The 23,560-nt window shown below is 43.6% G+C and carries 15 protein-coding genes; 11 read left to right on the forward strand and 4 right to left on the reverse strand.

Annotation, left to right across the window (positions count from 1 at the left end; genetic code table 11):
- Positions 1-38 precede the first annotated feature (38 nt).
- Positions 39-1,088: a zinc-dependent alcohol dehydrogenase gene (locus IGJ26_RS02960; protein ID WP_228085394.1), complete on the forward strand. Its 1,050-nt coding sequence runs from the start codon at positions 39-41 to the stop codon at positions 1,086-1,088.
- Positions 1,089-1,516: 428 nt separating this feature from the next.
- On the forward strand, positions 1,517-2,995 hold the full coding sequence (locus IGJ26_RS02965) for a helix-turn-helix domain-containing protein (RefSeq protein ID WP_194199922.1): 1,479 nt from the start codon (positions 1,517-1,519) through the stop codon (positions 2,993-2,995).
- Between the two features lie 203 nt (positions 2,996-3,198).
- On the opposite strand, the gene IGJ26_RS02970 is transcribed toward IGJ26_RS02965, so the two are convergent.
- Both IGJ26_RS02970 and IGJ26_RS02975 read right to left on the reverse strand, forming a co-directional pair.
- Positions 3,199-4,365: an NAD(P)-dependent malic enzyme gene (locus IGJ26_RS02970; RefSeq protein ID WP_087665098.1), complete on the reverse strand. Its 1,167-nt coding sequence runs from the start codon at positions 4,363-4,365 to the stop codon at positions 3,199-3,201.
- A 30-nt stretch (positions 4,366-4,395) separates the two neighbouring features.
- Positions 4,396-5,724 (reverse strand): 2-hydroxycarboxylate transporter family protein, encoded by a 1,329-nt coding sequence (locus IGJ26_RS02975; RefSeq protein ID WP_008378026.1) that lies wholly within the window; start codon positions 5,722-5,724, stop codon positions 4,396-4,398.
- A gap of 167 nt (positions 5,725-5,891) precedes the next feature.
- On the opposite strand from IGJ26_RS02975, the gene IGJ26_RS02980 reads away from it, so the two are divergent.
- The 3 genes from IGJ26_RS02980 (at position 5,892) to IGJ26_RS02990 (ending at position 8,818) form a co-directional block, all read left to right on the forward strand.
- A complete protein-coding gene (locus tag IGJ26_RS02980; RefSeq protein ID WP_008378028.1) occupies positions 5,892-7,421 on the forward strand; it encodes a Spo0B domain-containing protein in 1,530 nt (509 codons plus the stop codon).
- Positions 7,418-8,110, forward strand: coding sequence for a response regulator (locus IGJ26_RS02985; RefSeq protein WP_086299718.1), 693 nt, complete (start codon positions 7,418-7,420; stop codon positions 8,108-8,110). Before IGJ26_RS02980 ends, IGJ26_RS02985 begins: the two co-directional genes overlap by 4 nt.
- A 144-nt stretch (positions 8,111-8,254) precedes the next feature.
- Positions 8,255-8,818, forward strand: a complete 564-nt coding sequence (locus IGJ26_RS02990; RefSeq protein ID WP_086372633.1) for a hypothetical protein — start codon at positions 8,255-8,257, stop codon at positions 8,816-8,818.
- Positions 8,819-8,958: 140 nt separating this feature from the next.
- Here IGJ26_RS02990 and IGJ26_RS02995 read toward each other — a convergent pair whose 3' ends face one another.
- A complete protein-coding gene (locus IGJ26_RS02995; protein WP_016611264.1) occupies positions 8,959-10,458 on the reverse strand; it encodes a helix-turn-helix domain-containing protein in 1,500 nt (499 codons plus the stop codon).
- 207 nt (positions 10,459-10,665) lie between these two features.
- Here IGJ26_RS02995 and IGJ26_RS03000 point away from each other — a divergent pair, with 207 nt between their 5' ends.
- From IGJ26_RS03000 to IGJ26_RS03025, 6 genes are all read left to right on the forward strand, one after another.
- Complete coding sequence (locus IGJ26_RS03000) at positions 10,666-13,095, forward strand: VWA domain-containing protein (RefSeq protein WP_194187949.1); 2,430 nt, start codon at positions 10,666-10,668, stop codon at positions 13,093-13,095.
- 397 nt (positions 13,096-13,492) lie between these two features.
- Positions 13,493-14,947 carry a helix-turn-helix domain containing protein gene (locus IGJ26_RS03005; RefSeq protein ID WP_086299129.1) on the forward strand — a complete coding sequence of 485 codons (1,455 nt, stop codon included), beginning with the start codon at positions 13,493-13,495 and terminating at the stop codon, positions 14,945-14,947.
- A gap of 52 nt (positions 14,948-14,999) precedes the next feature.
- Positions 15,000-15,350 carry a cell wall protein gene (locus IGJ26_RS03010; RefSeq protein WP_228100637.1) on the forward strand — a complete coding sequence of 117 codons (351 nt, stop codon included), beginning with the start codon at positions 15,000-15,002 and terminating at the stop codon, positions 15,348-15,350.
- A gap of 173 nt (positions 15,351-15,523) precedes the next feature.
- Positions 15,524-16,303 (forward strand): WxL domain-containing protein, encoded by a 780-nt coding sequence (locus tag IGJ26_RS03015; protein ID WP_194187951.1) that lies wholly within the window; start codon positions 15,524-15,526, stop codon positions 16,301-16,303.
- 225 nt (positions 16,304-16,528) lie between these two features.
- Positions 16,529-17,578: a WxL protein host-binding domain-containing protein gene (locus tag IGJ26_RS03020; protein WP_016619932.1), complete on the forward strand. Its 1,050-nt coding sequence runs from the start codon at positions 16,529-16,531 to the stop codon at positions 17,576-17,578.
- A 20-nt stretch (positions 17,579-17,598) separates the two neighbouring features.
- Positions 17,599-21,822: a WxL domain-containing protein gene (locus IGJ26_RS03025; RefSeq protein WP_228100638.1), complete on the forward strand. Its 4,224-nt coding sequence runs from the start codon at positions 17,599-17,601 to the stop codon at positions 21,820-21,822.
- Between the two features lie 74 nt (positions 21,823-21,896).
- On the opposite strand, the gene IGJ26_RS03030 is transcribed toward IGJ26_RS03025, so the two are convergent.
- The gene (locus tag IGJ26_RS03030; protein ID WP_194187952.1) at positions 21,897-23,396 is read right to left on the reverse strand and encodes a helix-turn-helix domain-containing protein; all 1,500 of its coding nucleotides are present in this window, start codon (positions 23,394-23,396) and stop codon (positions 21,897-21,899) included.
- Positions 23,397-23,560: the final 164 nt, after the last annotated feature.

The raw sequence follows: 23,560 nt of genomic DNA on the forward strand, positions 1-23,560 counted from the left end.
CAGTAAGCAAAGGAAAAAGCAATGAGGAGGAAACAGAGATGACAGAAAAAAACATGAAAGCTGCTGTATTAAAAGGACCAGAAACGATCGAGGTCAAACAAGTACCTGTGCCGAAAGTGGAAGAAGGACTGATCGAGATCCAAGTTTCAGCTTGCGGCGTCTGCGGCAGTGACGTGCATATGTGGCAAGCAGGGAAAGGTTGGGGCAAAACAGGGGAGTCCGATTTTATCATGGGTCACGAGTTTTGCGGTGTCGTGACGGATGCAGGCGATAGTTCCTTTAAAATCGGCGATCGCGTCGCTTTTTGGGCAAATCTTTATTGTGGAAAATGTGAGATGTGCCAAAAAGGGCAAGAGCATTTGTGTCGGGAAGTAAACGGCACCAATTATATCGGCTTTGTCTGCAATGGCGCCTATGCCGAACGGTTTGTCGGAAAAGCGTCCAATGCTTATAAATTGCCAGATACAGTTTCAGATACAGCAGCTAGCTTGATTGATCCCTTGATGGTTGCCTATCATGCCATCCGTAAATCCAATATTAAGTTAAATGACAAAGTCTTGGTTTCTGGAAGTGGGATCATCGGGCAATTGATTGGCGAATTGGCAAAAAAAGCTGGGGCTTCTTATGTGGCCATGTCCAAAATCAACGATACAAAAATTGAGAAAGCCAAGGAATTGGGAATCTTTGACGATTACTTTGACGCTAAGGATCCAAACCGCGGGGAAGTATTGAAAGACGCGTCTGCTGGTGGGTTCGATTTGATTTTTGAAGCGGTCGGTTCCAGCAGTTCCTTAGCGACATGCGTTGAGGCTGCTCGTCCTGGCGCAACGATCGTGGCGATCGGAAATTCCGTTGCTCCCGAAATTCCTTTTTCATTAAATCGGTTGGTCTTGCAAGAAATCAAGCTCATCGGCAGCGTTTCATGCACCCGCCAAGAGTTTGAAGAAACGATCGATTTGATTGCTAGTGGCATGATCGATCCCACAAAATATATCACGGATGAATACCCATTGGAAAAACTGCAAGAGGCGCTAGAACGCCAAACGTTAGAAGATGATCCGTTGGTCAAAGCGGTTGTGAGGTTTTAAATCCGATCCAGAGAAGAATGCCAAATGAAAATCGGGCACCGAGTATTGAACAAACATAGAATGATAGCTGATTCTGCTTAACATCTACGAGGTGTTAAGCTTTTTTATTTGAATCTGCAATAGAAAATCTGTTGCGCACAGGCAAAAGGTTGTGTGTATACATGGGTGTCAGCACTTTTCTTATTTGTCGCGTGTCGCAATGCTATCATTTGATCCAGGAAAAGAATGGTGCTTGCCTTGCTATGGATTGAAAGAAAGCCCGCAGCAAGTTCAAAAAAGCGAAAGCGAACTTTTCTGACAATGGATGTTTCGTGCCACATCTTATGTTTTTAGAAAGAAGTTCATTTGACGTAGCGAAGAAAGGGGTTTCTGTTGTATGGTAGAATGAATAGAGCCAAGTCAGAAAAGGAAATGAGTGAAGAAATGGCATGAGGGAACTTCAGATGTCTTTTATTACAAGTCCGAGTACAAAGCGTTGGATGCAGATATTAACGATTATTGAACGAGAACAAGTTTTTAAAGTTGGGATTCTTTCTGAGCGATTGGCTATTTCTCAGCGGACATTGGTGAAAGACCTACGCTTGATCAAAGAGCATTTTGGCGAATGTATTGAATTGGTATCAGGTAATAGCGGATTTCATTTCGAAGAACGAAATCGTGTTCTCTTTAAAGAAAAAAAAGAGCAGCTATTAAATCAGGAAGTTTTATTTGAAATCATTGGGAACATTTTTTATGGAGAAGTAGTTGATCTGAATGAATTGGCTTATCGATACAATTATGCGGAAACAACATTACGAAGGTTTATTGCACGTGTGCAACCAGCCTTAAAAGAGTATGGACTTTCTCTAAGTTTCACACCGGTTACTTTGGTAGGCGATGAAGCAAGCATTCGTAAATTCTTTTTTGATTTTTACTACGTAGGTGAGTCCACCCCCTATACGATCAGACCACCAGAAGGACTGCACCATGTAATTCTAAAGGGACTTTCTGATAAATTGGGAAAATATGAAGTAGGGACTGGCTTGACGATCTCGGCTTTTTATTCACTGCTGTATATAACGATTGTACGGGCGCAAAAGGAGCACTATGTTTCGATTCCTGAATGGGCAAAAGAGCTTGTCTATCAAGAAAATGATTTTAAATTGTTAGAGATTCTGAAAGAAGTCATTTTCAAAGAGTATGGGGTATCTTTACCCAAAGAAGAACTTGCTTGGCTTCACTACATGATTATATGTACGCGGACAATCAATCAATACGATCGAGAAAAAACTTTTCTAGCTCGATTTAATTTCTGGCCAGAAGTGAAGCCGATCGTAAAAGCGTATTTTGCTGGTGCCGAATTTAAGGGCTGGGATCAGTCACTGCTAGAAGATTATCTAACCTCCTTTCTGGTGTCTAGAAAACTCAATGAAGTGATTTGTCCATCTTTGAACAAGCGACAAGCTGAAGAAGTCGCCTCAATAAAAACATACCATCGAGAATCTTACTACAAAAATAAACCATTTTTGGAAAAGTACAAAGAAGAGTTAGCTTTTGCGACAGAATTTATGGAAGATATTGCTATCAGTTTTACAACGGTAAGTGATTTACTACGCGACTATTATCAACCGAAAAAAAATATTTTGTTTCTTATAGAAGGGGACTCAATGGTCGTTCAAATGATTCGACTACAAGCAATTCGGCTCTTTGCAAACAAGTATCAAGTCATTTTTCTTTCATTGCACGAATTAACAGAAGAACGATTAAAAGCGGACCAGAAGGTTTTGATCGTCACAAATTATCGTCCCTATATCCTGGATTATGGTTTGACGGATGATTATATCTTGTTAAGTAGCATACCAACGAAGAAAGATTGGGAGCGTGTGATTTGTCGATTATATCCTCAAACTAAAGAGTGCCCTCTGTGAAGTGAACCAAGTGAAGCAATAGTGAATGGGAAGTTAGGGAGTATTTTTTCGGACTGTCTTCTGGGAGGAAACTTTCGATTATCTGTAAAATCCGACACAAAAATGTACCGACTAGTTTTCATAGTCGGTACATTTTTGTAGCTATTTTTCATTTTATTGGTATCAAACAACTAGCGCTGCAGTCACTAATGATACCAATCTATTTAATCTTTTTTCCCCGCATTCTTCACGCTTTCTGCCACGACTTTAGCGACATCAGGCTGAAACGCATCTGGAATGATAGTGGTTGGAGTCAATGCTGATTCGGGGATCAAACTAGCGATCCCTTGTGCTGCTGCGATCTGCATCTCGATCGTGATGTCTCTTGCTCGAGCGTCTAATGCGCCTCGGAAGATTCCCGGAAAGGCCAAGACATTATTGATCTGGTTAGGGAAATCACTGCGACCAGTACCGACGATAAAGGCGCCAGCTGCTAGTGCCTCATCAGGGAAAATCTCTGGCGTTGGATTCGCCATAGCAAAAATCACTGGTTTTTCTGCCATCGTTTTGATCCACTCAGGGTGCAGCACACCGGGAGCTGAAACGCCTACGAAGACATCTGCTCCTTTGAGGGCATCTTCTAGTGTTCCTGTTAGATGTTGACGATTGGTGACTTTGGCAATTTCTGCGTGATGGGGCGCAAGTTCATGGTTCGTTTCTGAAATGATCCCTGCTTTGTCGACAACAGTGATGTGTCTGATGCCAGCAGCCAAAAATTTTCGGGTAATGGCAAGGCCAGCAGAACCACCGCCGTTGATCACGATTTTGACCTCTTCAAAGGATTTTTCGATCAGCTTCAGGCTATTGATCAAAGCGGCTAATACCACGATGGCAGTTCCGTGCTGGTCATCGTGGAACACGGGGATCGGTAATTCTTCAATCAAGCGTCGTTCGATCTCAAAGCAGCGAGGGGCGCTGATATCTTCTAGGTTGATCCCACCAAAGGTTGGTGCGATCGCTTTGATCGTTTGAATGATTTCTTCGGTGTCTTGCGTATCTAGGACGATCGGAATCGAATCGATTCCGGCAAAGCGCTGGAACAAGGCCGCTTTGCCTTCCATGACCGGCATAGCTGCTTTGGCACCGATATTGCCCAAACCTAACACCGCTGAGCCATCGCTGATCACGGCGACAGTATTTTTCTTGGTGGTCAAGGTGTAGGCGAGTTCTTCGTTTTCAGCAATTGCTGATGAAACAGCTGCGACTCCTGGGGTGTAGGCAATACTTAAATCTTCTTTTGAATCAATAGTGACTTTAGAAACGACGGCTAATTTGCCCCCATTTTCCTCGGCTTGTTTCATAGCTGCTTCTTTGACATTCATCGTTGACATTCTTGATTTCTCCCTTCCGATTTCAAACAATTAAAATAATAGTCGTAAAAGTGCGGTCATTGAGATAACCGTGATCGCGCCACCCAAACGTGTAGCTACTTGGGCAAATGGCATCAAATTCATGCGGTCGGCGGTACTTAAGATCGCGACATCGCCGGTTCCACCCATTCCGCTTTGACAAGCAGAAACGATGGCTGCTTCGATGGGGTACATGTTCATAAAGCGAGAAACGATAAATCCCGTGGCAATCACAGTGAAAACGACGCTAATAACGACTAAAAAGTATTGCCAGGTCAGCATACCGACGACATCTTTCAAAGGAATATAAAGCAGTCCTAATCCTGCCATGAGTGGAAATGTAAAGTTACCAGAGATGAATTTGTAAAGCTGTTTTGATCCTTTTTGTGTTTCTTTAGGTACGACATTCAAGTATTTCAAGAAAGCGGCTGCTACGATCATGAGAACAGGTCCAGGAAACCCAGTGACGTGTTCCAGCAAACCGCCGAGAATAAAGAGCGTACAAGCGGTCAGCACACCGGCACCCATCAATTTGACGTCGATCGGTGATTGATCTTCAACCAACGCATCTTTCAAATCATCCCCATCACTCATTTTGACGAGTTGGCCTTTTCCTGAAAGCTGCGGTTTTTGTTCCCCTAAGCGAGTCAACAAGCCAGTACAAACGATCGCGAAAAAGTTGCCGATGATAGTGGCTGGAATCAACTGACCGACCAATTGCTCGCTACCTAAACCAGTGATGGCACTATATCCTAAGGAAAGCGGTAAGATTCCTTCCCCAATACCGCCGGCTAAAACAGGAGTTACAATAAAGAACAAAGTGTGTTTCCAATCTAGCCCTAACAGGACACCGACAAGGGTACCTACGCCCATCGCTAAGACCATGCCTAACATCATAGGAATGATCATTCGCATCAACCCTTGGACTAAGATTTTGCGATTCATACCTAAAATGCTGCCGCAAACCAAACAGGCGATATAGAAATAAAGGAAGTTTGCTTGCTTCATTAAGATATTAGTTGATTCCAATACGTTTTGATTGATGAGATTAAAAAAGACCAGGATTGACGGAATCAACAAAGAAAAAATAGCGGGACCACCAAAATTCTTGATGATGGGGATGTTGGCACCAATCGTTCCTAATAACCAGCCTAAACTTAGGATAACGGCGAACCCCCCCAACATATTGACAGGCAGTTGCTGTAGAAAAGCAGTGATCAAGATAATGGCAGACATTACCAGATAGACGGGCAAAGGAACGGAACCAACATAGAAAGACCACCACTTTGCTTTGGTTTGCTTTTTTTCAACAACGGGTTGTTTTGCGACGACTTGTTTCATTCAAATACCTCCTTTGGATGTTTCCAGTATAAGGAAGCGCTCACAAACAAAGAAGATTATTTAACTAATTTAATTAAATACAACTTAAAAAAAGACCTTCGGAAAAAGATTCCTATGTTAAAATGAGCGTGTAATGAACGCTTATTAGCAATTGAGGAGGAACGACTATGCGAGAGCGGCCAGTTCGGCTGTGGGTGCTGTTAGTAGGAATTTTTACCAGTACCTTATGTATCGTTCTAACATTATTTTATGTACTGATGATGATGGAACAAAAAGAGCAAATGCACCGGGATGAAGAAACGCTGCTGCTATCGATCGGTCGTCAGTTAGCATCAGAAGCGGAGGTCAAGCAAGCACTGCGGGAAAAGAAAGCCAGTCCCCAGTTGCAATCATATACCAATGAATTAGCAAAAAATTATGGGTTGGATTTTATTGTTTTGATGGATCAAGACGCTATTCGGATCACGCACCCAGACCCTGAAAAGATTGGTCAACCTTTTACAGGTGGCGATGAAACACCGGCAATTGAAGGCAAGGAGTCTCTCTCCATTGGCAACGGCACCTTAGGACAGTCCTTACGTGGGTTCGTTCCAGTGAAAGAAGATGGAGAACAACTTGGCGTCGTGGCATTAGGGATTAAAATGACTTCACTGCAATCGCTAATCTTACTATCGCAAAAAGGCTATCGGAAAGCATTGTTCATCAGTTTGCTATTAGGCGGGGGGATTGCATTATTCGTGGCATTTTATTTGAAACGACAACTGCATAATCTGGAACCGCAAGAAATCTCACGTTTGTTAGAAGAACGCAATAGTATGCTGGAAGAAACCAAGGATGTTGTTTTTGTCTTAGACTTAGCGAAGAACATCTTGCTGGCAAATCGAGCTGCCACGGCATTGCCGCTTGCTACTGCATCAGAAGATGGCTTGGTTGGCCAATCCCTGCTAACGATCTTGCCTGCTTTGCAGCACGTCGATTTTGACAAGAAGCAAGAGCGGTTAGTACAGCAAGAAGGGCAGGACTATGTCTTTTCATCGGCACCGATCATCGTGAGAAATCAGCAGATAGGGCATATTATTTTTCTAAGAAATGCGACAGAGTCTTTATTTATTGCGGATCAGTTGGCAAATACGACAGCCTATGCGACGGCACTGCAAAGTCAAGCCCACGAATTTATGAATAAACTGCATGTCATCTATGGTTTGGTGGACTTAGAAGCCTATGAAGAGTTGACGATCTATTTGGATGATATTTTGAAACCAGAGAAAGAATTTGCTCATCGGCTAGCGATTCTTATTAAAAACCCTTTGTTGGCAGGGTTTTTGATTGGCGAGCGGCAAAAATTTTTGGAAAAGAAATGCCAGCTGTTGTTAGAAATTTTTCCAGAGATTCCCCAAGGGGCCGTTGCACATGAAACCAAAGTCTTATTAAACCTTTATCAATATATACATCATCTTTTGCTGCAAAAGCATTTGACTCAAGAGGTATTTATGAAAATCGAGTACCAAGAAAATCAGTTGCAAACGAGTTGGCAGCTAGCGGAAGAAATGTTGACACCAGCGGAACAAGTGACTTTACAGCAAGTAGGCTATTTTCAGCAATTACTGCATGAAGTCAATGGGACGATCACTTTTCAGGAAGCGCAAGGCGTCCTAGAAGTGACGATCACGAATGATTATCGGAAGGAGCAGCTATGAAAGCCAATATTTTGATTGTTGAAGACGATCCGATGGTTCAATTTATTCATCGCAGCTATTTAGAACGTTTAGCGGTTTTTGAGCGAATTTTTTCGGTGGAAACAGTGGAAGAAGCACAAGAAATGCTGCAAAAAGAAACCATTGAGCTGCTCTTGCTGGATATCCATTTGAAAGATGGCAATGGCTTGGAGCTGTTGCAAACATTACGGGAACAACAACAGGCTGTGGATGTGATCATGATCACGGCTGCCGATGAAACACGATTGATCAGCCAAAGCCTACATTTGGGGATGTTGGATTATTTGATCAAGCCGTTTTCCTTCGAACGATTTGCCCAAAGTATCCAAGTATTTCAGCAACGACGCGAAAGCCTCAAACATCCGCGGATCGCTCAGCAGCAAATCGATCTGCTGCTGCAGGGAAACCAAAAAAGTCCGTGGATCGAACTAGAAAAAGGGTTGACAGAAGACACGCTTCAGTTGATCCAAGAAACGATTCGTACTATCAAACAGCCATTTACAGTCCAAGAATTGGCGCAAGCTTGCGCATTGTCCCATGTGTCGGTAAGAAAGTATGTCGCCCACTTAGAAAAGACCAAAGCCATTCGCAGTGAAAATGTGTATACAAAAATTGGGCGTCCGTATAAACAGTATTTTTTGACATATGCAGCAAAGCAGACAACGGATTGAATAATGAGCTCTCATTATCAGCTGCGATAAATGCATTTAATAATCAAAATACGAGTATTTTTCTATTTTTGTTAAGATTTTATGGTTATTATTTCAATCAAACCTATTCTTTATTAGACTGATTGATAAAGAAGGAGGAATAAAATGAATAAAAAAACACTGGTTTTACCAATAATCTTAGTTACTTTAACAGGGTGTGGGGCTCAAAATGAAGACGACACAGCACAAGCTGATACGGTTGAAGTGCCAACGATCACCCTCGCTGCAATCGAAGAAGCACAAGAAGCTTGGGCTGAGAGCATCGTAGCTATTGGGGAAGCAAGTACGCAGAGTGAGGAAGCTGCAGAAGAACAAGCTAAAGAAACCCTTGATACGTTGTATGCATTTGATGAAGGAACAGTCCTTTTTAAACCGACGAAAGCTGCTGAAATTCCTTTCCGCTCAACAAAGGAAGAAGCTTTGTCTTATTTCGTTGGTGGTGATATTGAAGAAGACAGCGGGTTTGCTTTAGAGCCGTGGACAAATGTACGCTTTGACAACCACGATACGATTCTAAATGGTGATACAGCACTTTCTTCAGGCAATTATTATTTTACATCTGGTGAGACCGGAGAAGAGGTAAAGGTCGAATATACATTTGGGTATATGTTGGATGAAGACGGCAACGTTCGAATCCAGTTGCAACACTCGAGTGTTCCTTTTCGTTAAAGGAACTAGCAACAGATTTAACTATTGGTTGTATAAAAGTAATACTGTATTGAATGAATGAAACAAAACGAGACGACGAAGTACCTACTTTCATTACTTCGTCGTCTCGTTTTGTTGGAGTGATTTGAGCAGAGCAATCATTATTTTTGCGATTGGAATACTTCAATCGCCTGATGAATTGCTAACAAATCAGGAAGGGTGACTTGTGCATTGATCAATAGGACCGGTGCTTTTTCATAGGTTTCAGACAATGGAGTGGTGCTTAGACAGAGATCGTAGTCGTCGTCGACAAACTGATCACGAATATCAAGGTTGTAGAACCCTTGAAAGGGCGCTTTGATCAGTTCTCTGATGGTCAGCGAAATCGCCAGCGGCAAGTCTGTTTCCAGTTTGATCTTGATTTTCTGCTGAAAAGTAGCTGGCGGTAAAATCAGCGTCCACGCCATAGCGACATGAAGAGAAAATCCGCTTTGTTTCAGCGGCTCTTTTTGGTATAACGAAGTTTTTGTCACTAGCTTTTCGGCTTGCTTTTGCAAATCAGGAAAATGTTCTGTTAAAAACTGGGCAGTATTATAGCCGGCTAATGTATGGTCGACCGGTCCAAACAATTCGACAGTCAAAAGCCCATTCAAGAGGGTATTCACGATCCTACTTTTGCAAGGGCGGGTCAACTCGGATTTTGGTGCGAACGCGGTCATCGACCAGAGAAGTTTTTGGATGCTCGTCGTTGGTTTTTTTGGGGAAAACGCAGCGTCCAGTTGCGCATCGGCAAACGTTCGATCGAGATTCGATGCTAGCCATAGAAAACAAAAGCGGCGTTCATTCTCATCAAGAAAGAAGTGTTCCGCTAGTTCTGACGATAAATGGTTGTAGATGGCGGTCTCTTCATCAATCAGGGATTGAAACAGGGAAAGATCTTCCCCAATCAAAGGGGCTTCGATCGCTACTGCTTCTGCTGAAATCCGTTGTCCTTTGCGAAACCGCAAAATAGTGACAGCCAAAATGTATGTGGTCATTTTCAATTCGATCGGGTTAAAGGGAATCTGATTGTTTTGGTAGAAGTCTTGTGCGATGGTTTCACATTTTTTCTGGGAAAGACCAGTAAAGGGCCAATGCAGACCGGCAAATGTTCGCCAAAAGAAGACCATCATAAAGTAGCGGATACGGGCTTCGCTGCCTACGAGTCGAACCGTCCCTTTTTGCTTTTGCAGCTGAAATCCCAATGGAGCAAGCAGTTTTTGCAACGCATAGATTCGTTTACGAACGGTTGATTCGGAGAAGTAATGGTCAGCGGCGAATTGGATCAAATTGATCTCATTTTGCAGCAAAAGGGTTTCCAGTAAATAAAAAAAGGGATTCGCTTCCAGCAACTGCCGACTCAATCGCTTGTAGTCTCGCTTAGTCCCAATGAAGGATAACCCAAAGCCGTGTTTGGCAACCAAAAGCGGTGAGGGATCGTCTTGTAAGGAAAGCGAGCGTTTGCTTAAAGTGTCGAAGCTTTTTTGGATGGAGCGGCGATCCAAAGCCAACGCTTGACTGATCTCTTCAATGGGAACAAAACGTTTTTGAAGATACAAAAACCGCAACAGGTCGATATCTCTCTTGAGAGTGTGTCCAAAAAATGGATAAAACCGTTCCATAATTCAAGCTCCGTTCTAAAGGTTTCTCTATGTACTCGATTCTCTTATGATAGCACAAAAAACGTGATTTTTTTGTAAATGAAATCAGCAATTTTTTGTCTCCTTTTCGCAGCAAAACCTTCTATACTGTTTTCTGACAAAGACTCGCTTTTCTCAGCATTCATGGTCTGCTGAGGAAAGCAGTGCGGAAATAAAGGAGCGAAAGTGATGAAACACAAAAGAGGTTGGCAAAAGTATACAGGGATTTTTTTCCTGTTGTTGATGGGGGTTCTCATGGGCAGTCTGACTGTAAACAGTGAAACCACCACGTATGATTTTGACTATCAAACTGATGCGACCGGACAGTATTTGACAAATGGAACGGCGCAAGGAGATACGTACAACTACAAGTATGGACAGGCGCCGGGGGTTGCTTTTGATGAAGAGAACTATGTCAATTATGCAGATGAAGCTTATCTGAAAAAGAGTGTCAAAGAAGCTGCGGGCCAAGGACTATTTGATGTAACGTTAGCTGTCAAAGGCAATCAGACCAGTACCCCTGTTGATCTGGTCATGGTGATCGATTATTCTTCCTCCATGACTGGAGAAAAATTAACCAACGCCTTGTTGGGGCTGCAACAGTTTGGAAATGAATTAGCTGATTCGCTAGCGAATGGCTCCATTCGGATCGGGATCGTTGCCTACAATCGAGAAGTTTACACTACCAACGGTTTTTCTACCGATATCGCGTACTTGGAACAATTTCTGCGTGAGACGGCCGAATCCCATTCTGGAACTTTTATGCAAAAAGGCTTATTGGCTGGACAACAACTGTTACTGGAAGAAAGTCGTCCAGAAGCGGAAAAGCTGTTTATTCATATCGGTGACGACAGTGCCAATCGTAGTTATTTGCCAGTAGATGAGGCAGCGGTTTATCAAAATACCGGCGCAATCAGTGACTATAACGGTTATCACACGGAAAGCTATATTGAAGAATTTCAAACGTCAGCCACTGCTTACCATACGACAAGTAAAAATCCATCAGATTCGCAAGCCATTCCTGTTAGCAACACTGTGGTGACAGACGAGACCCTTGGCACGATCGTCGCGCTTAAAAAATCTGGTTTTACCTATTATTCGGTAGCAACGGCGCCTTCCGCACGAGGGGAATACATTGGGCGCAATCTGGCGTCTGCACCGAGCAATTACTTAACAACGGATGAAAACCTGAGCGGATTGGGTTCAGCATTGACAGAAATCGCCAATCATATCGATAAAACCATCCCTGACGGGACGATTACAGATCCGATGGGAGAGGGCATTCTTTTGCAAGGGGCAGGTAATTTTGATGCTGATCAGTATCAGTTAGTCGGATGGCGCAAAAATGCGCAAGGAGAGTGGGTCGAGGCGCCGGAAGTTGCAACTGGAGTAACCGTTTCTGAAAAGGATCAGACTATTACCGTCAGTGGGATAGCCTTAGGTGAAAATGAAAAATTGACCTTGACCTACCAAGTTCGCTTGAATACGGAAGCCCCAGATTTTAAAGGAGAGGCGTGGGTGTTGTGCAATGGCCGTACGACCTTAACACCAGCAAGTGATGATGAAGCGTTGGATTTTCCGATACCTTCCATCAAGGCACCCAATGTTTCCCTTGCTGTTCTCAAAAAGTGGGTCAATGTCTCAGCAGCTGAGATTCCAGACCAAATCGATTATCAAGTCAAAAGAACCACCACTACGGCAGCAGACAGTTGGCAGCAGTCAGACCGTTTGACCCTTGAAAAAGCCAATGATTTTCAAGCATCATTAACAAAGATACCCGTTGCTGGTCAAATGGCAGACTTACCAAAATACAACAATCAAGGGGAAGACTTCGTGTATCAGGTTGAAGAAGTCAATATCCCCGACGGCTTCGAAAGCAGTGTGACGACTGAGGGAGATACCCTTGTAATCACCAATACAAAAAAAGAAACCGAACCAAGTACAACGGAACCAAGTACAACGGAACCAAGTACGACGGAGCCAAGTACAACCGAGCCAAGTACCACGGAACCAAGTACAACCGAACCAAGTACAACGGAGCCAAGCACAACAGAACCAAGTACAACGGAACCAAGCACAACGGAGCCAAGTACCACAGAACCAAGCACAACCGAACCAAGCACAACCGAACCAAGTACAACGGAACCAAGTACGACGGAGCCGGGTACCACGGACCCAAGCACAACAGAACCGAGCACAACCGAACCAAGTACAACGGAGCCAAGTACCACAGAACCAAGCATTACCGAATCAAGTACAACGGAACCAAGTACAACGGAGCCGAGTACCACGGAACCAAGCACAACAGAACCGAGCACAACAGAACCAAGCACAACGGAACCAAGTACAACGGAGCCAAGTACCCCAGAACCAAGTACGACCGAGCCAAGTATAGCAGAACCAAGTACAACGACCACAAACCATGACGGTGCCACGCTAGTAAATCCCCATGAGAGCCAGTCTACTGAAACAAGTGCTAGTAGCGAAACCACGAAATCTTCCAGTCAAGAAAAAGCAAAGGCTCTTCCTAAAACGAATGAGCAACGAGCTGCATGGCTGGTGATTCTAGGCGCAATCATGGTAGGCGGTGTGTTTACAAGCGTACTGAAAAGGAAATAGGAGTTAGCTCTAACTTATAATTCTATAAAGTCAGCTAGACAAGTGTCTAGCTGTTTTTTTGTGCTTTAGGCAGTTGAAATCGGCGCTGTTACTAAAAAAGCTGCGGCTTATTGGTGAGTACAGCTAGCAATTTATAAAAGAGAAACAATAAACAAAAACGTGTCTGAATTATTTAAAATAACATCTAATATTTACCATTGAGAGCCCGCAGAACAAATGATTCTTTGCGGAAAGTCAATATTTTTGCACCCTCGTGTGCAAATGCTGGATAAAAAATAGGTGGTAATTTTGTTAGAATCAAACAAGAAACATTGCAACGATTCGAAGGCAGCACTAAAGGAGGGACCTACGATTTGATGGAAAATTTATAGGAAATTTGCTAAAGGAGATTACGCCCGTGAACAGTCTTACATTCCAATTGGTAACGAACTCAGTGAATCGAAGAAGCCTTATACTATTGGCGTACATGGAAAACGAACAGATTTTGAGTGTCAAACAGCTCTCAGAAAAAGCGAGTATTTCTCGGCGGACGATCTTAACGGACTTAAAAGCACTACGCACATTTTTTGGTGATGCGATCTCTCTTGAAGGGACCCATCACGGGATGAAGTTGGTAATCAATGATCATGGTGAATACTATAAAAAACGACGCTCCTTCTATGAGCGAGAACCACTTATTTTATTAGTACAAGCTTTTTATGCGGGACAAACGTTTCCTTTTTTAGCTTGGATTCGAGCCATGCATATTTCAGAATCAACGGCAAATCGACTCATAAAAAAATTACAGCTGATTCTTGATGAATACGGTTTGGTGGTAACCAAAGCACCGATTGGGCTGATGGGAGAAGAGATCAATCAGCGAAAGTTCTTCTGGGATTTTTATTGCGAAACGCACTATTTTGAGTTGCCGGTCATTGAACATCAGCTTCAAGAAACGCTTTTAAGAAGAATTGAGCAAAACGTGGGGATCGTTTCAAGAAAAAAGGTCATCAATATTATTCGTTTGTCTGTTCAGCGTGCCACTTTTGGAACCTTGATATTTGATCCTGAGATCCTAGCATTGATCCAGCAAGATCCGCTTTTTTTGACGATCAGTGAAACACTTCAAGAAAGCAGCAGTCTCCAACCCATTGCGAAAAAACGGCTCGTTCAGGAATCGTGCTTTATTTACTTAATGCTTTATGCGCAGTGGGCGCTTCGAGGGAAAACGAGGATTCCTCTCAATACCTTTTCAAAAACGAGTAAGCGATTCGTTGAACTCTTTGTTGCTTTTTTTGAACAGCACAATACTTACCTTGACGAGCCTTGTGGAATTCAACAGGTCGTGGAAGATTTTTTAGTCCGGCAATATGCAAAAGTTGGCTTAGCACCTATCTACCTAAAAAATCCGGATAGTACGAATCAATTTGTGTTTTCTTTGCCTTTTGATCTTTATGAGCCTTTGATTAGGTTTATGGAAGTGAATGAGATTCCGCAATGTTTCAAAAATCAATTTTTGAGGGACTTTTGTTGTTCCTTCGTTCTCTATCTTTTTGGCAATCAATTGATCCGGGTTTCACAAAAAATCGTGGTGTTGCTTGCCAATAATTATGTGATCGATGAATGGGTCTATAGTATTTTTGAACATCATTTTAGTGGTCGAATGGCTGTGCTCTATGAAGAACAATTAACATCGGAACAGATCACCCAGCTTGACTGTGATATTTTGATCACCAATATCATTCCATTTGATTACTCCATAGAAAAGCAACCGCAGGTATTTTTTTTGCCTAAATACATTGGGTATAAAGAAGCGATTAAAATGGTTGTCTCCATCTTAAATGAAGAATTGGAGGACTTCGTCTGTGTCTGAAGTATGTTTTTTGAAAGAGAAAAAGGGGCGAAAGGAAAATGAGGGGGAATACATGCCGCTTCATAAATTGAGGTATTTCATTGTAGCGATGTTGGTTTTAAGTTGTCTGCTAGTCGCTGATTTCGTAGAAGCCAAAGAAGTGTCCACCGCTAGAACAGAAGGGGTCATCCGTTTTGTTGGTGGTCAGGAACCTGCAAAGCCAGAGCCAAAACCGCCGACAGGAAAATGGCCAGTACCTGAAGATGATTCATCTGGTCACGCAAAAAATGATCGTTTTCCGCAAACGAACAGTCACCAACGACTGCTTATTCGCTGGATAGGTCTGCTGCTCGTCCTCTTGAGTGTGGTCGCTTACTTGAAATTAAGCACACGACGATCAGATCGTGAGAAAAATAGCCTTTAGGCAATACGGTCGCACGCTTGTTTTAGGAAACGACTGTTGTGGTTTTTGAAGAAGTGAGAGGATTAGTAAGCCAACTGGCAACCAGTTCTAGCGAAAAAAGGTTTACGCATCAATCAATAGTAATCATCGTAGATTCTTTCTGCGAATAATAATAGTAAAAGGAGTAATTTTTTATGAAACGTATTTATTTAGCAACAATCGGTGTCATGAGTATCGCTGTGTTATCTGGGGGAGTGACCGCAGCAGCAACCCCCATCCTGGAAGGAAATACCGAAAATGAAGTAGATTTCATCCCTGGGGAGGAGGAAGAGATCGATGTTGAGTTACCTGAAAAAGAGCCAGAGGTAGAAATTGATCCGATCGATCCAGAGGTAACCGGTCCGTTCACTTTGGTGCATGTGCCAAAGCGCTTCGATTTTGGAACCCAAGTGATCAGCACAGGCCCTGGAAAATCCGCAATGCTTGCGGAGCTGGAACGACTGTCTGATGGGTCAGGAACCGCGCCATATGTCTCTTTTGCTCAAGTATTGGATACCCGTGGTGGACACAACGGCTGGACGTTAAATGTCGATTTGGATCAATTTACAAGTACAGATGCCACTTCGAATCATGTATTACGTGGGGCTTATATCGAATTTCAAAATCCACAGATTCGTTCGAATGCATTAGATTCGGCTACTTTCCCAACAGCACCTAGCGATCAATTTAACCATCAAACCATCGATGTTGGAACGGAAGGCAACACCTTGATGTCTGCGGCTCCTGGCCAAGGGGCGGGAATTTCAACGGTTCAATGGGGCAATCAAACCCTGCTAAATCAACAGCATGCAGCTGGGGAAGAGGATATTCTCAATGAAGCGATTTGGCTCCATATACCGACAGGAGCGAATCCGCAATCAACCGCTTATACGGCTACTCTGACTTGGCATTTAAGTGCCACTCCTGGGAATTAAGGGATAAGTTTTTTGGAAGAACACAGCAAAGAAGCCAGTCTTTTAGCTTGGCTCAGAAGCATGAATAAAGGCACATGATTTTAACGAATCATTTTACCAGTAAGCGCGATAGCGAATGATACGCGTGTTGCGATTAGGGAAAAACGAATCAGGAAGTGAGTAAGGGATATAGGGAATAGGCAGGAGACGAGTTGTTCCTGCCTATTTTGAAAGGAATGATTCATTATGAAGACACAAAGCAAGAGATCAATCAAGAATAGGCTAGTAGCTGGGTTTGTTTTACTGGTGATGGTACTCGTTGGATTGCCGATGACAGGTTGGGCAGAAACACAATCAGAATTGCCATTTCATGTGGTCCCCAATTTGCCGAAAAGCCAATTGCCAGATGGGAATAGTGGCTATTTTGATCTAGAACTAGCACCAGGGACCGATGATGTTCTGGGGGTGACGATTCAAAATCGCGCGGAAAAGGAAATCACGATCGAAGTTTCCGCACATACGGCGTTCACTAACGGAAATGGCGTCGTGGAATATGGCAAAGATGCCGCAGAACCTGATCCGACTTTGCCTTATTCGATAGCTGATCTAATCGAATCACCTGGAGAGATTATTTTGTCAGCTAAGGAAAAAAAGACGATCGAGTTACCCATACATATGCCTGAAGAAGCCTTTACTGGTAGTCTAGTCGGCGGTTTACGTATTCGAGAGGTCATCGCAGAAGCGACTGGATCAGAGGAAGAAGGTGTTGCGATCCAAAATCGGTTTGCTTATATCCTAGGCGTTGTTGTCCGCAATGAAGCGTCTATTATTGAACCAGAGCTTGCGTTATTGGATGTGTTTGCCGGTCAAGTCAATTATCGCAATGCGTTTCGGGCAACGCTACAAAATCCGTTGCCGCGTTTTGTCAATCGACTAGAGGTAGAGGCAACTGTTCGACGAGCGGATCAGGAAGAAGTCTTATATGAGGCGCAGCGTGAAGGGATGCAAATGGCGCCAAATTCACATTTTCATTTTCCCGTTTCATTACAGGGGGATCGTTTTTACAGCGGAGAATATGTAATGAGCTTAACAGCTCGAGCTGAAGGTGAGGAGTGGACATGGGAATATCCGTTTACTGTGGAAGCAGACACAGCACGACAGTTGAATCGTGAGGATGTCACCATTGAAGAGGGGCAAAACTGGTGGTTGATCAGCGCATTAGGACTAGTGATCTTCCTTATTGGAATAATCATTTGGCTGTTATGGAAGAACAAAAAGCCGACCATGGATACGTAAGAAGTAAAGGAGAGCATGGAATGAAAAAGCAAAACTTGAAATATTGGATTCGCTTGCTGCTTGTTTTTATGGGATTACGCTTGATGAGTGTCCCGCTCATCGTTGTTTTTGCTGAAACCGAGCCGCCATACCTCGCACAACCGCTAGCGGATGAGGGAGTTCTGGGGGAGTTTGCCACAGGAACATCTGAGCCTGAAGGGACGGTGCAGTTCAAAGAGCCTAAATTTGCTGGTACGGTAGGTCAACCGCTTACGATCGATTTGGTCAGCGACCAAGCGGTGGCAGAAATCTTCCTAGAATTACCAGCAGAAGTCAAGCTGATGACTGATGTATTGGCACCCGGACAAACAGCAGTAAAACAAAGCGATCAAGGCTGGCAGATCAAAGCAAGTCAAGCACGGCAGACATTTTCTGTTTTGATCGTTGCCGAACTTCCTGGAAGTTTTGTTATAGCCAGTGCAGGGAGCGAAGCGATCGTTGAAATAGCTGCTGCAGAGACAGACACTGAGGAAACACCGAAAGACTTGGAAAATGAGTCCTTAGAATCGCAAGAAACGGATAGTGATCCTGCTGAAAAAGTAGCAGACATTGAGCGTCCGCAGGAGGAGTCAGCGGTACAGGCGGCTAGTGAGATCGTACCAAGCGCCTTTGATGGTGGCACAGCTTACGTAACGACCATGGCGGAGTTTATTAGTGCTTTACAAGATCCAGCCGTATCCATTCTTTCCTTACAAGCGGACCTTGTCCAATCTACTTCCAGCATAATGACCATCGATCGTCCGATAATGATTCAAGGAAATGGTCATGCATTGACCCTCAATAACAATAGTGCTTATTTTCAATTATTAACCGTTAACGAAGAAACGATTTTTCGTATCGAAAATCTCACATACCAAAAAATAGGCAATACCGCTTTGATCCAGACCACCAATGCGTTGAGTAAAAACTGGGTCGTTGAACTAGAGGAAGTAGAAGAAGCCTCGGAGAATCGGTCACCTTTTATTTTAGCACGAGAAGCGAAGGTTCACTTTACTGGTGGGATCAATCGCTTCGAGGCAATGACGATGGCTTCCGATACCTTGTTCAATCTGAAAGAAGTGGAGGTCGGAAATCAAGCGCAAGTGATTATTAATAAGCCGAATATGTGGATTTTTTATACAGCACCAGATATTCAAGATCCTAGGTTGTTGATCGATGAGGGTGCGCAAGTGAGCATTACTACGCGACTAGGGGATGCGAATACAATCGATTTACGTGGCGATAATGGTCAAATGGAACTCAATCATGGTGCTCGTTTAACTATTCGCAGTCCAGGAACGACTGCTGCTCCGACCAATGGTAATAATAATGCCGTTATTCTGTCTGGGAGAAATCCTCGCTTTATCGCAGCAGAGAATTCAGTTTTTTCAATCGAGGTTACAGAAAGAAAACGCGGGCTTGTTCTGACTGGAGAGCAGCCAGAATTGACGATCCAATCTGGTGCAAACGTAACGATAAACACAATGAATGCGAGCGCCATCCTCTTAAATGGTTTCTTTCCTTCTGCTACGATCGCAGGAGATGAAACACAAGTACGGGTGAACAATGAGACGGCGGCAGATGCCAATGCGATCGAACTAGTAGGAGACAACAGCAATTTTTATCTTTTTGATGGTGGTACGCTCATTGTAGAAAGTCAGGGAGCAGCCACAGCAATGTCGGAGGAACAAAATATTGCACTATTTATGAAGGGGGCGGATCCAACAATGGTTGTGGGGGATGCTGCCTTATTGCAGATTGAAACGACACAAAGAAGGCGCGGCGTATTTCTGACTGGTGAGAATCCTAAGTTGACGATCCAGAACGGTTCAAAAGTACGCTTGACCGCCGAAAATGCGAATGCTTTACGGGTCAACGGAAAAAATGCCGACGTCACCATTAGTGGCGAAGAGACACATGTACGGATTTTCAGTGAGATTGCAGCGGCAGAAGGAGCAGCATCCTTTGTTTTATCGACACCGTCGAATGCGGCAGAAGCTGGGGCTCTTACTTTAAGTGAATCAGCAGTCTTAGAGGTCGAAAGCATCACTGCTAGTGCGATCAATATCACTAGTCTGAACTTTACTTTTAAAGTTAAAAGCAATGGACAATTAATAGCTAGCAGCCATGAGGCTGACGGGGACCATGCAGTGATTCGATTTTTATACTTTGGTTTGGTGACCTTTCATGTAACGGATGGTGGAATAGTAAAAGTTCGTAAAATAGGGGGGAGCGCACCCTTGATCCGAATTCCTAGTGGAGGAAATTCTTTTGAGATCACAGAAGGCGGCATCGTTGACCTTTATAATCCGGGAAACGGCAGCGCGCATGATGGGAATGTCGCTGGAGGAAATCAAGGAATTTTTTATGCGAGAGGCATCCATGATAACGGGACAGAGAATAATTTTTCAATCGTAGGTGTCGATAGTAAATTTATGTGTGTAGCAGATAGTGGTCCGGGGATTGACATGCATACCTACTTCAATTCAACGATCTACGTTGAACAAGGATATTTCCAAGTGGAAGGGCGGACAAGTACCCCGAATGGTGGCGTGTTTCGTTCAGGTAAACTATCTGTCTTCTTGAACGATCCAGTCTTTTTTGATTTTCGTAATGAGCGGCTTGATGGAGGAAACATCTTTAGTGTTTCTAATCTTTCAACTTTAACAGCGACGAATAGTGACTTAGCTGTTTGGAAAAACGGGTCAAATCTCTTAGGAGATCCCGATCTAAATTTCCCAACCCTCGATTTTGCTTTTTCAGGAGCTGATTTTGGCACGTTAGGTTTGACGAATAAGCCAGAGATATTGAATACGGAGACATTTGGCAATCAGGGACTGACAGCGTACTCTCGCGTAAGTTCAAACAATGCGCGTTGGGCGATCGTCGATGAGTTACGGGTGCCGACGAATGCGGACAAAAAAATTCATGGGCGAGTCAGCTTGCCTGTTGGTTTTGATGGCACTCGCCCTGCTTGGGATGATGAAGCGAAAGTGACCGTTGAAATTGAAACAGCAGATGGTGAGAAGGAAGAAGTCACTGCGAAAACCGTCGGACATACAGAAGAAACACCGGGGATCAGTATCTATGGAGAAGAGCCGCAAGGAGGGATTTTTGAGATTCCTCTTGAGGCTCCTTTGGAAGCAGGAACCATCGTCCGAGTCGTCGCTGTCGAATTAACCAGCGGCGAACTGACAGAAGGTGCCCAACATCAAATACGGACCGAGTCTGTGCAGGTTTTCCCTATTTTGCCGCCAACGCCCGCAGCTTTTGCTTCCTACGTACTTCTTGAAGAAACAACTGAGATCCATGGCCACACGGAAGACAAAGAGGTTGAGCTAAGTGCTGCACATAATGGTGCCTGGTTTGATACAGAGGCGGTGGTTATCGATGAAGATGGAACATTTACGATTGATGTAAGTGATCGGCAGTTAAAAGCGGGGGATGAGATCCAAGTCTTTCTGAAAGATTCTGCTGGTTCGGCAAAAGAAGCTGGAGTGATCAATCCGCCGACAACGAATGACGAACACGGCAATCAGAATCCAGCCTCAGAAGTTGTTTTTCGGGACGCTGTGTTTCCCGCTGCAACTACCCTGCGAATCGCCCAGACTGGACCACTGCCACCGGTTGATCCATTAGAACCGGATGTAGAAGTGAATCCAGAAAATCCGTCGGTCATTCCTGAGAACCAAGGGTTGCTCAGTCTTGATTTTGTTTCCCAGTTCCGATTTGGTCAGGTGCCGATCCGCAGTGCCAAAGGAACGTATCACGCACTGCCTCAGCATATGAATCTTGCCGAAGGGGCAACCGAAACTAAGGAACGTCCAAATTATGTGCAAATCACGGATCAGCGTAACGATGCAGAAGAGACGAGTTGGCGTTTATCGGCGACTCTTGATTCGCAGGGCTTCCAAAATGAAGACAATGAGCCCTTGATCGGTGCTCAAATCAGCTTAGCCAATCAACGGCTTATGACGACCTCAGCAAATTCCAATGCCAGTATGCCAGAGCTTTCCACGGTGAATGATAGTGTAACTTTGACGCCAGGTGAAGCGCAGCCTCTACTAACTGGCGACAGTCAGAGTACGGGAACATGGGTCTATCGTTTTGGTGATCAAGAGACGGCAGCCACCAGTGTCGCCTTGGAAGTGCCTGCTGGTGCAAATCCCAAGTTGGGATGGTACCGTGCAACGATTGAATGGTCGTTAAGTAGTGTGCCAGAGTGAAGAAAGAATACTAGTCGGCAATAAGAAATGAATGGAAAAGACGTGTGCGGCGTTCAAGTGCCGCACACGTCTTTTCAATTATAAAAGGTGCTTTTTTCGATGTTTCGCAACGCAAAATTATGGATGATTTTTGGGTTGATGATTTTCAAGAAATTGTTCCAATCATCTGCATCTGGTATCGATTTTATCAGGAGGCATTCAACATCTAAAATATACTCTTCCAAATACTCTGCGTAATTCGTCACGACTAGATCAATCTTGTTTCGTTCCACATAATCCAAAGAAAACTCACTGGAATCAGGAAATTGCAAAATATGATATCGACCAAAATATTTTACGGCAAAAGCATTGATGTGAAGACAAATATGCGCATCCCCTTCTAAAAGAAAGGCGATTCGGCGTGGGTTGCCCCAGTATTTTTCTTTTAATCCTTCAAAGTATAAAGTGAAGCGGGCACTGATTGCTGACAGAGCGGTTGCTTCAAAGAGGGGCTGCCTAAAAAGAAACTCTGTATTTTCCTCATACTCTTTAGGGTATTGCGTTTGTGCGTAACTGGAAATTTCTTCCATACTTAGATTATAGGTAGGGGAAATCAGCTGTTTTATTTTTTCTGTTATAAAGAAAGAATGGAGAAAAATAAACTCTCGGGACTGATCATGATCGGATATTTGCTGAAACTGGCAAAAATTGGCAGTCAGTTCTTTTAGCTCAGGCCAATGGTCAAAGCGGTTAACAAATGATATTTCCCTGAGATAGTTGTTTATCCCACGGTTACTTGCTAGTAGAGCGAAAAGGTAGACCAGCTCCTCTGACGGTAAAGACAAGGAAAAAGCCGTTTGGAGTCGTTGATTGAGGGGCTGGATTTCTTGGAAGAGCTCATCTGCCAAGACGATCTTTTTTAATTGATCGGAGACAATGACAGTTTCTCCTGCTTGAGTACGCTCAAGGACAATATACAACCAATAACTGATATACCAAAATGAAGCCGTATTATTGGTTTTGCCGCGTATATTTCGAAAAAAATCTAAGACGATGTTTTGCACAGCGATCGTTGGACGTACCGTATGAGGCGTAGCGTCTGACTCATAATAAAAGGTATGAAAAAATTTGCGAATATCCGCTTCTGATCCGATCAGACGGAAATTCTTGTGATCAACAGATAACTGAAAGGGCCTCAGGGCTTTTTCAAAAAGCGTTAAATAGCGTAAAAGGGAACTTTCAGAAAGATAAAAATAGTCTGCCCATTCGGAAACTGTCCGATATTCTCCCTTAAACAGATGCTCAAGAATAACGAATAACGGTTCATTCTGAAGGAGCGCTCGTTTTCGTTCAAGATATTCCTTCGGTAGTAATTCGTGAAGAGAATAGCCATTCGACGTGGATTCGATCATTAGCGTACTTCCAAAGTAGCTCCGTAGCCCCTCCATATCATAAATGATCGTGCGCCGCGAACTCTGGACAGCTTTTGATAATTCACGATTCGAAAGGGTCTTATGCCGTTCCAAAAGATTCAATAGTTTCAACCAACGAATGGTGGTAGTAGAAGTAATAAACGTCATCTGAAAATTTTTCATTCGTAACACTCCCATATGGTCTGTTTGGTGGATCGTCTCTCACGTCTGATTATGGAATATGGATACTGGCAAGGCAAGGGAAAGGTTTTTAGTAGGTAACAAGTGTTTCTTGTATAGGAACACTTGTGCTACTCAGGGATGAAAAGCAAATAACCGAAAAGTCC

It is taken from the genome of Enterococcus sp. AZ095a (genome assembly GCF_050546735.1).
Lineage (GTDB): Bacteria > Bacillota > Bacilli > Lactobacillales > Enterococcaceae > Enterococcus_D > Enterococcus_D entomosocium.

Excerpts from the sequence above, each read along its gene's own strand:
- IGJ26_RS02960 (WP_228085394.1), top strand. The coding sequence starts at position 39 with ATGACAGAAAAAAACATGAAAGCTGCTGTATTAAAAGGACCAGAAACG.
- IGJ26_RS02965 (WP_194199922.1), top strand. The coding sequence starts at position 1,517 with ATGAGGGAACTTCAGATGTCTTTTATTACAAGTCCGAGTACAAAGCGT.
- IGJ26_RS02970 (WP_087665098.1), bottom strand. The coding sequence starts at position 4,365 with ATGTCAACGATGAATGTCAAAGAAGCAGCTATGAAACAAGCCGAGGAA.
- IGJ26_RS02975 (WP_008378026.1), bottom strand. The coding sequence starts at position 5,724 with ATGAAACAAGTCGTCGCAAAACAACCCGTTGTTGAAAAAAAGCAAACC.
- IGJ26_RS02980 (WP_008378028.1), top strand. The coding sequence starts at position 5,892 with ATGCGAGAGCGGCCAGTTCGGCTGTGGGTGCTGTTAGTAGGAATTTTT.
- IGJ26_RS02985 (WP_086299718.1), top strand. The coding sequence starts at position 7,418 with ATGAAAGCCAATATTTTGATTGTTGAAGACGATCCGATGGTTCAATTT.
- IGJ26_RS02990 (WP_086372633.1), top strand. The coding sequence starts at position 8,255 with ATGAATAAAAAAACACTGGTTTTACCAATAATCTTAGTTACTTTAACA.
- IGJ26_RS02995 (WP_016611264.1), bottom strand. The coding sequence starts at position 10,458 with ATGGAACGGTTTTATCCATTTTTTGGACACACTCTCAAGAGAGATATC.
- IGJ26_RS03000 (WP_194187949.1), top strand. The coding sequence starts at position 10,666 with ATGAAACACAAAAGAGGTTGGCAAAAGTATACAGGGATTTTTTTCCTG.
- IGJ26_RS03010 (WP_228100637.1), top strand. The coding sequence starts at position 15,000 with ATGCCGCTTCATAAATTGAGGTATTTCATTGTAGCGATGTTGGTTTTA.
- IGJ26_RS03015 (WP_194187951.1), top strand. The coding sequence starts at position 15,524 with ATGAAACGTATTTATTTAGCAACAATCGGTGTCATGAGTATCGCTGTG.
- IGJ26_RS03020 (WP_016619932.1), top strand. The coding sequence starts at position 16,529 with ATGAAGACACAAAGCAAGAGATCAATCAAGAATAGGCTAGTAGCTGGG.
- IGJ26_RS03025 (WP_228100638.1), top strand. The coding sequence starts at position 17,599 with ATGAAAAAGCAAAACTTGAAATATTGGATTCGCTTGCTGCTTGTTTTT.
- IGJ26_RS03030 (WP_194187952.1), bottom strand. The coding sequence starts at position 23,396 with ATGAAAAATTTTCAGATGACGTTTATTACTTCTACTACCACCATTCGT.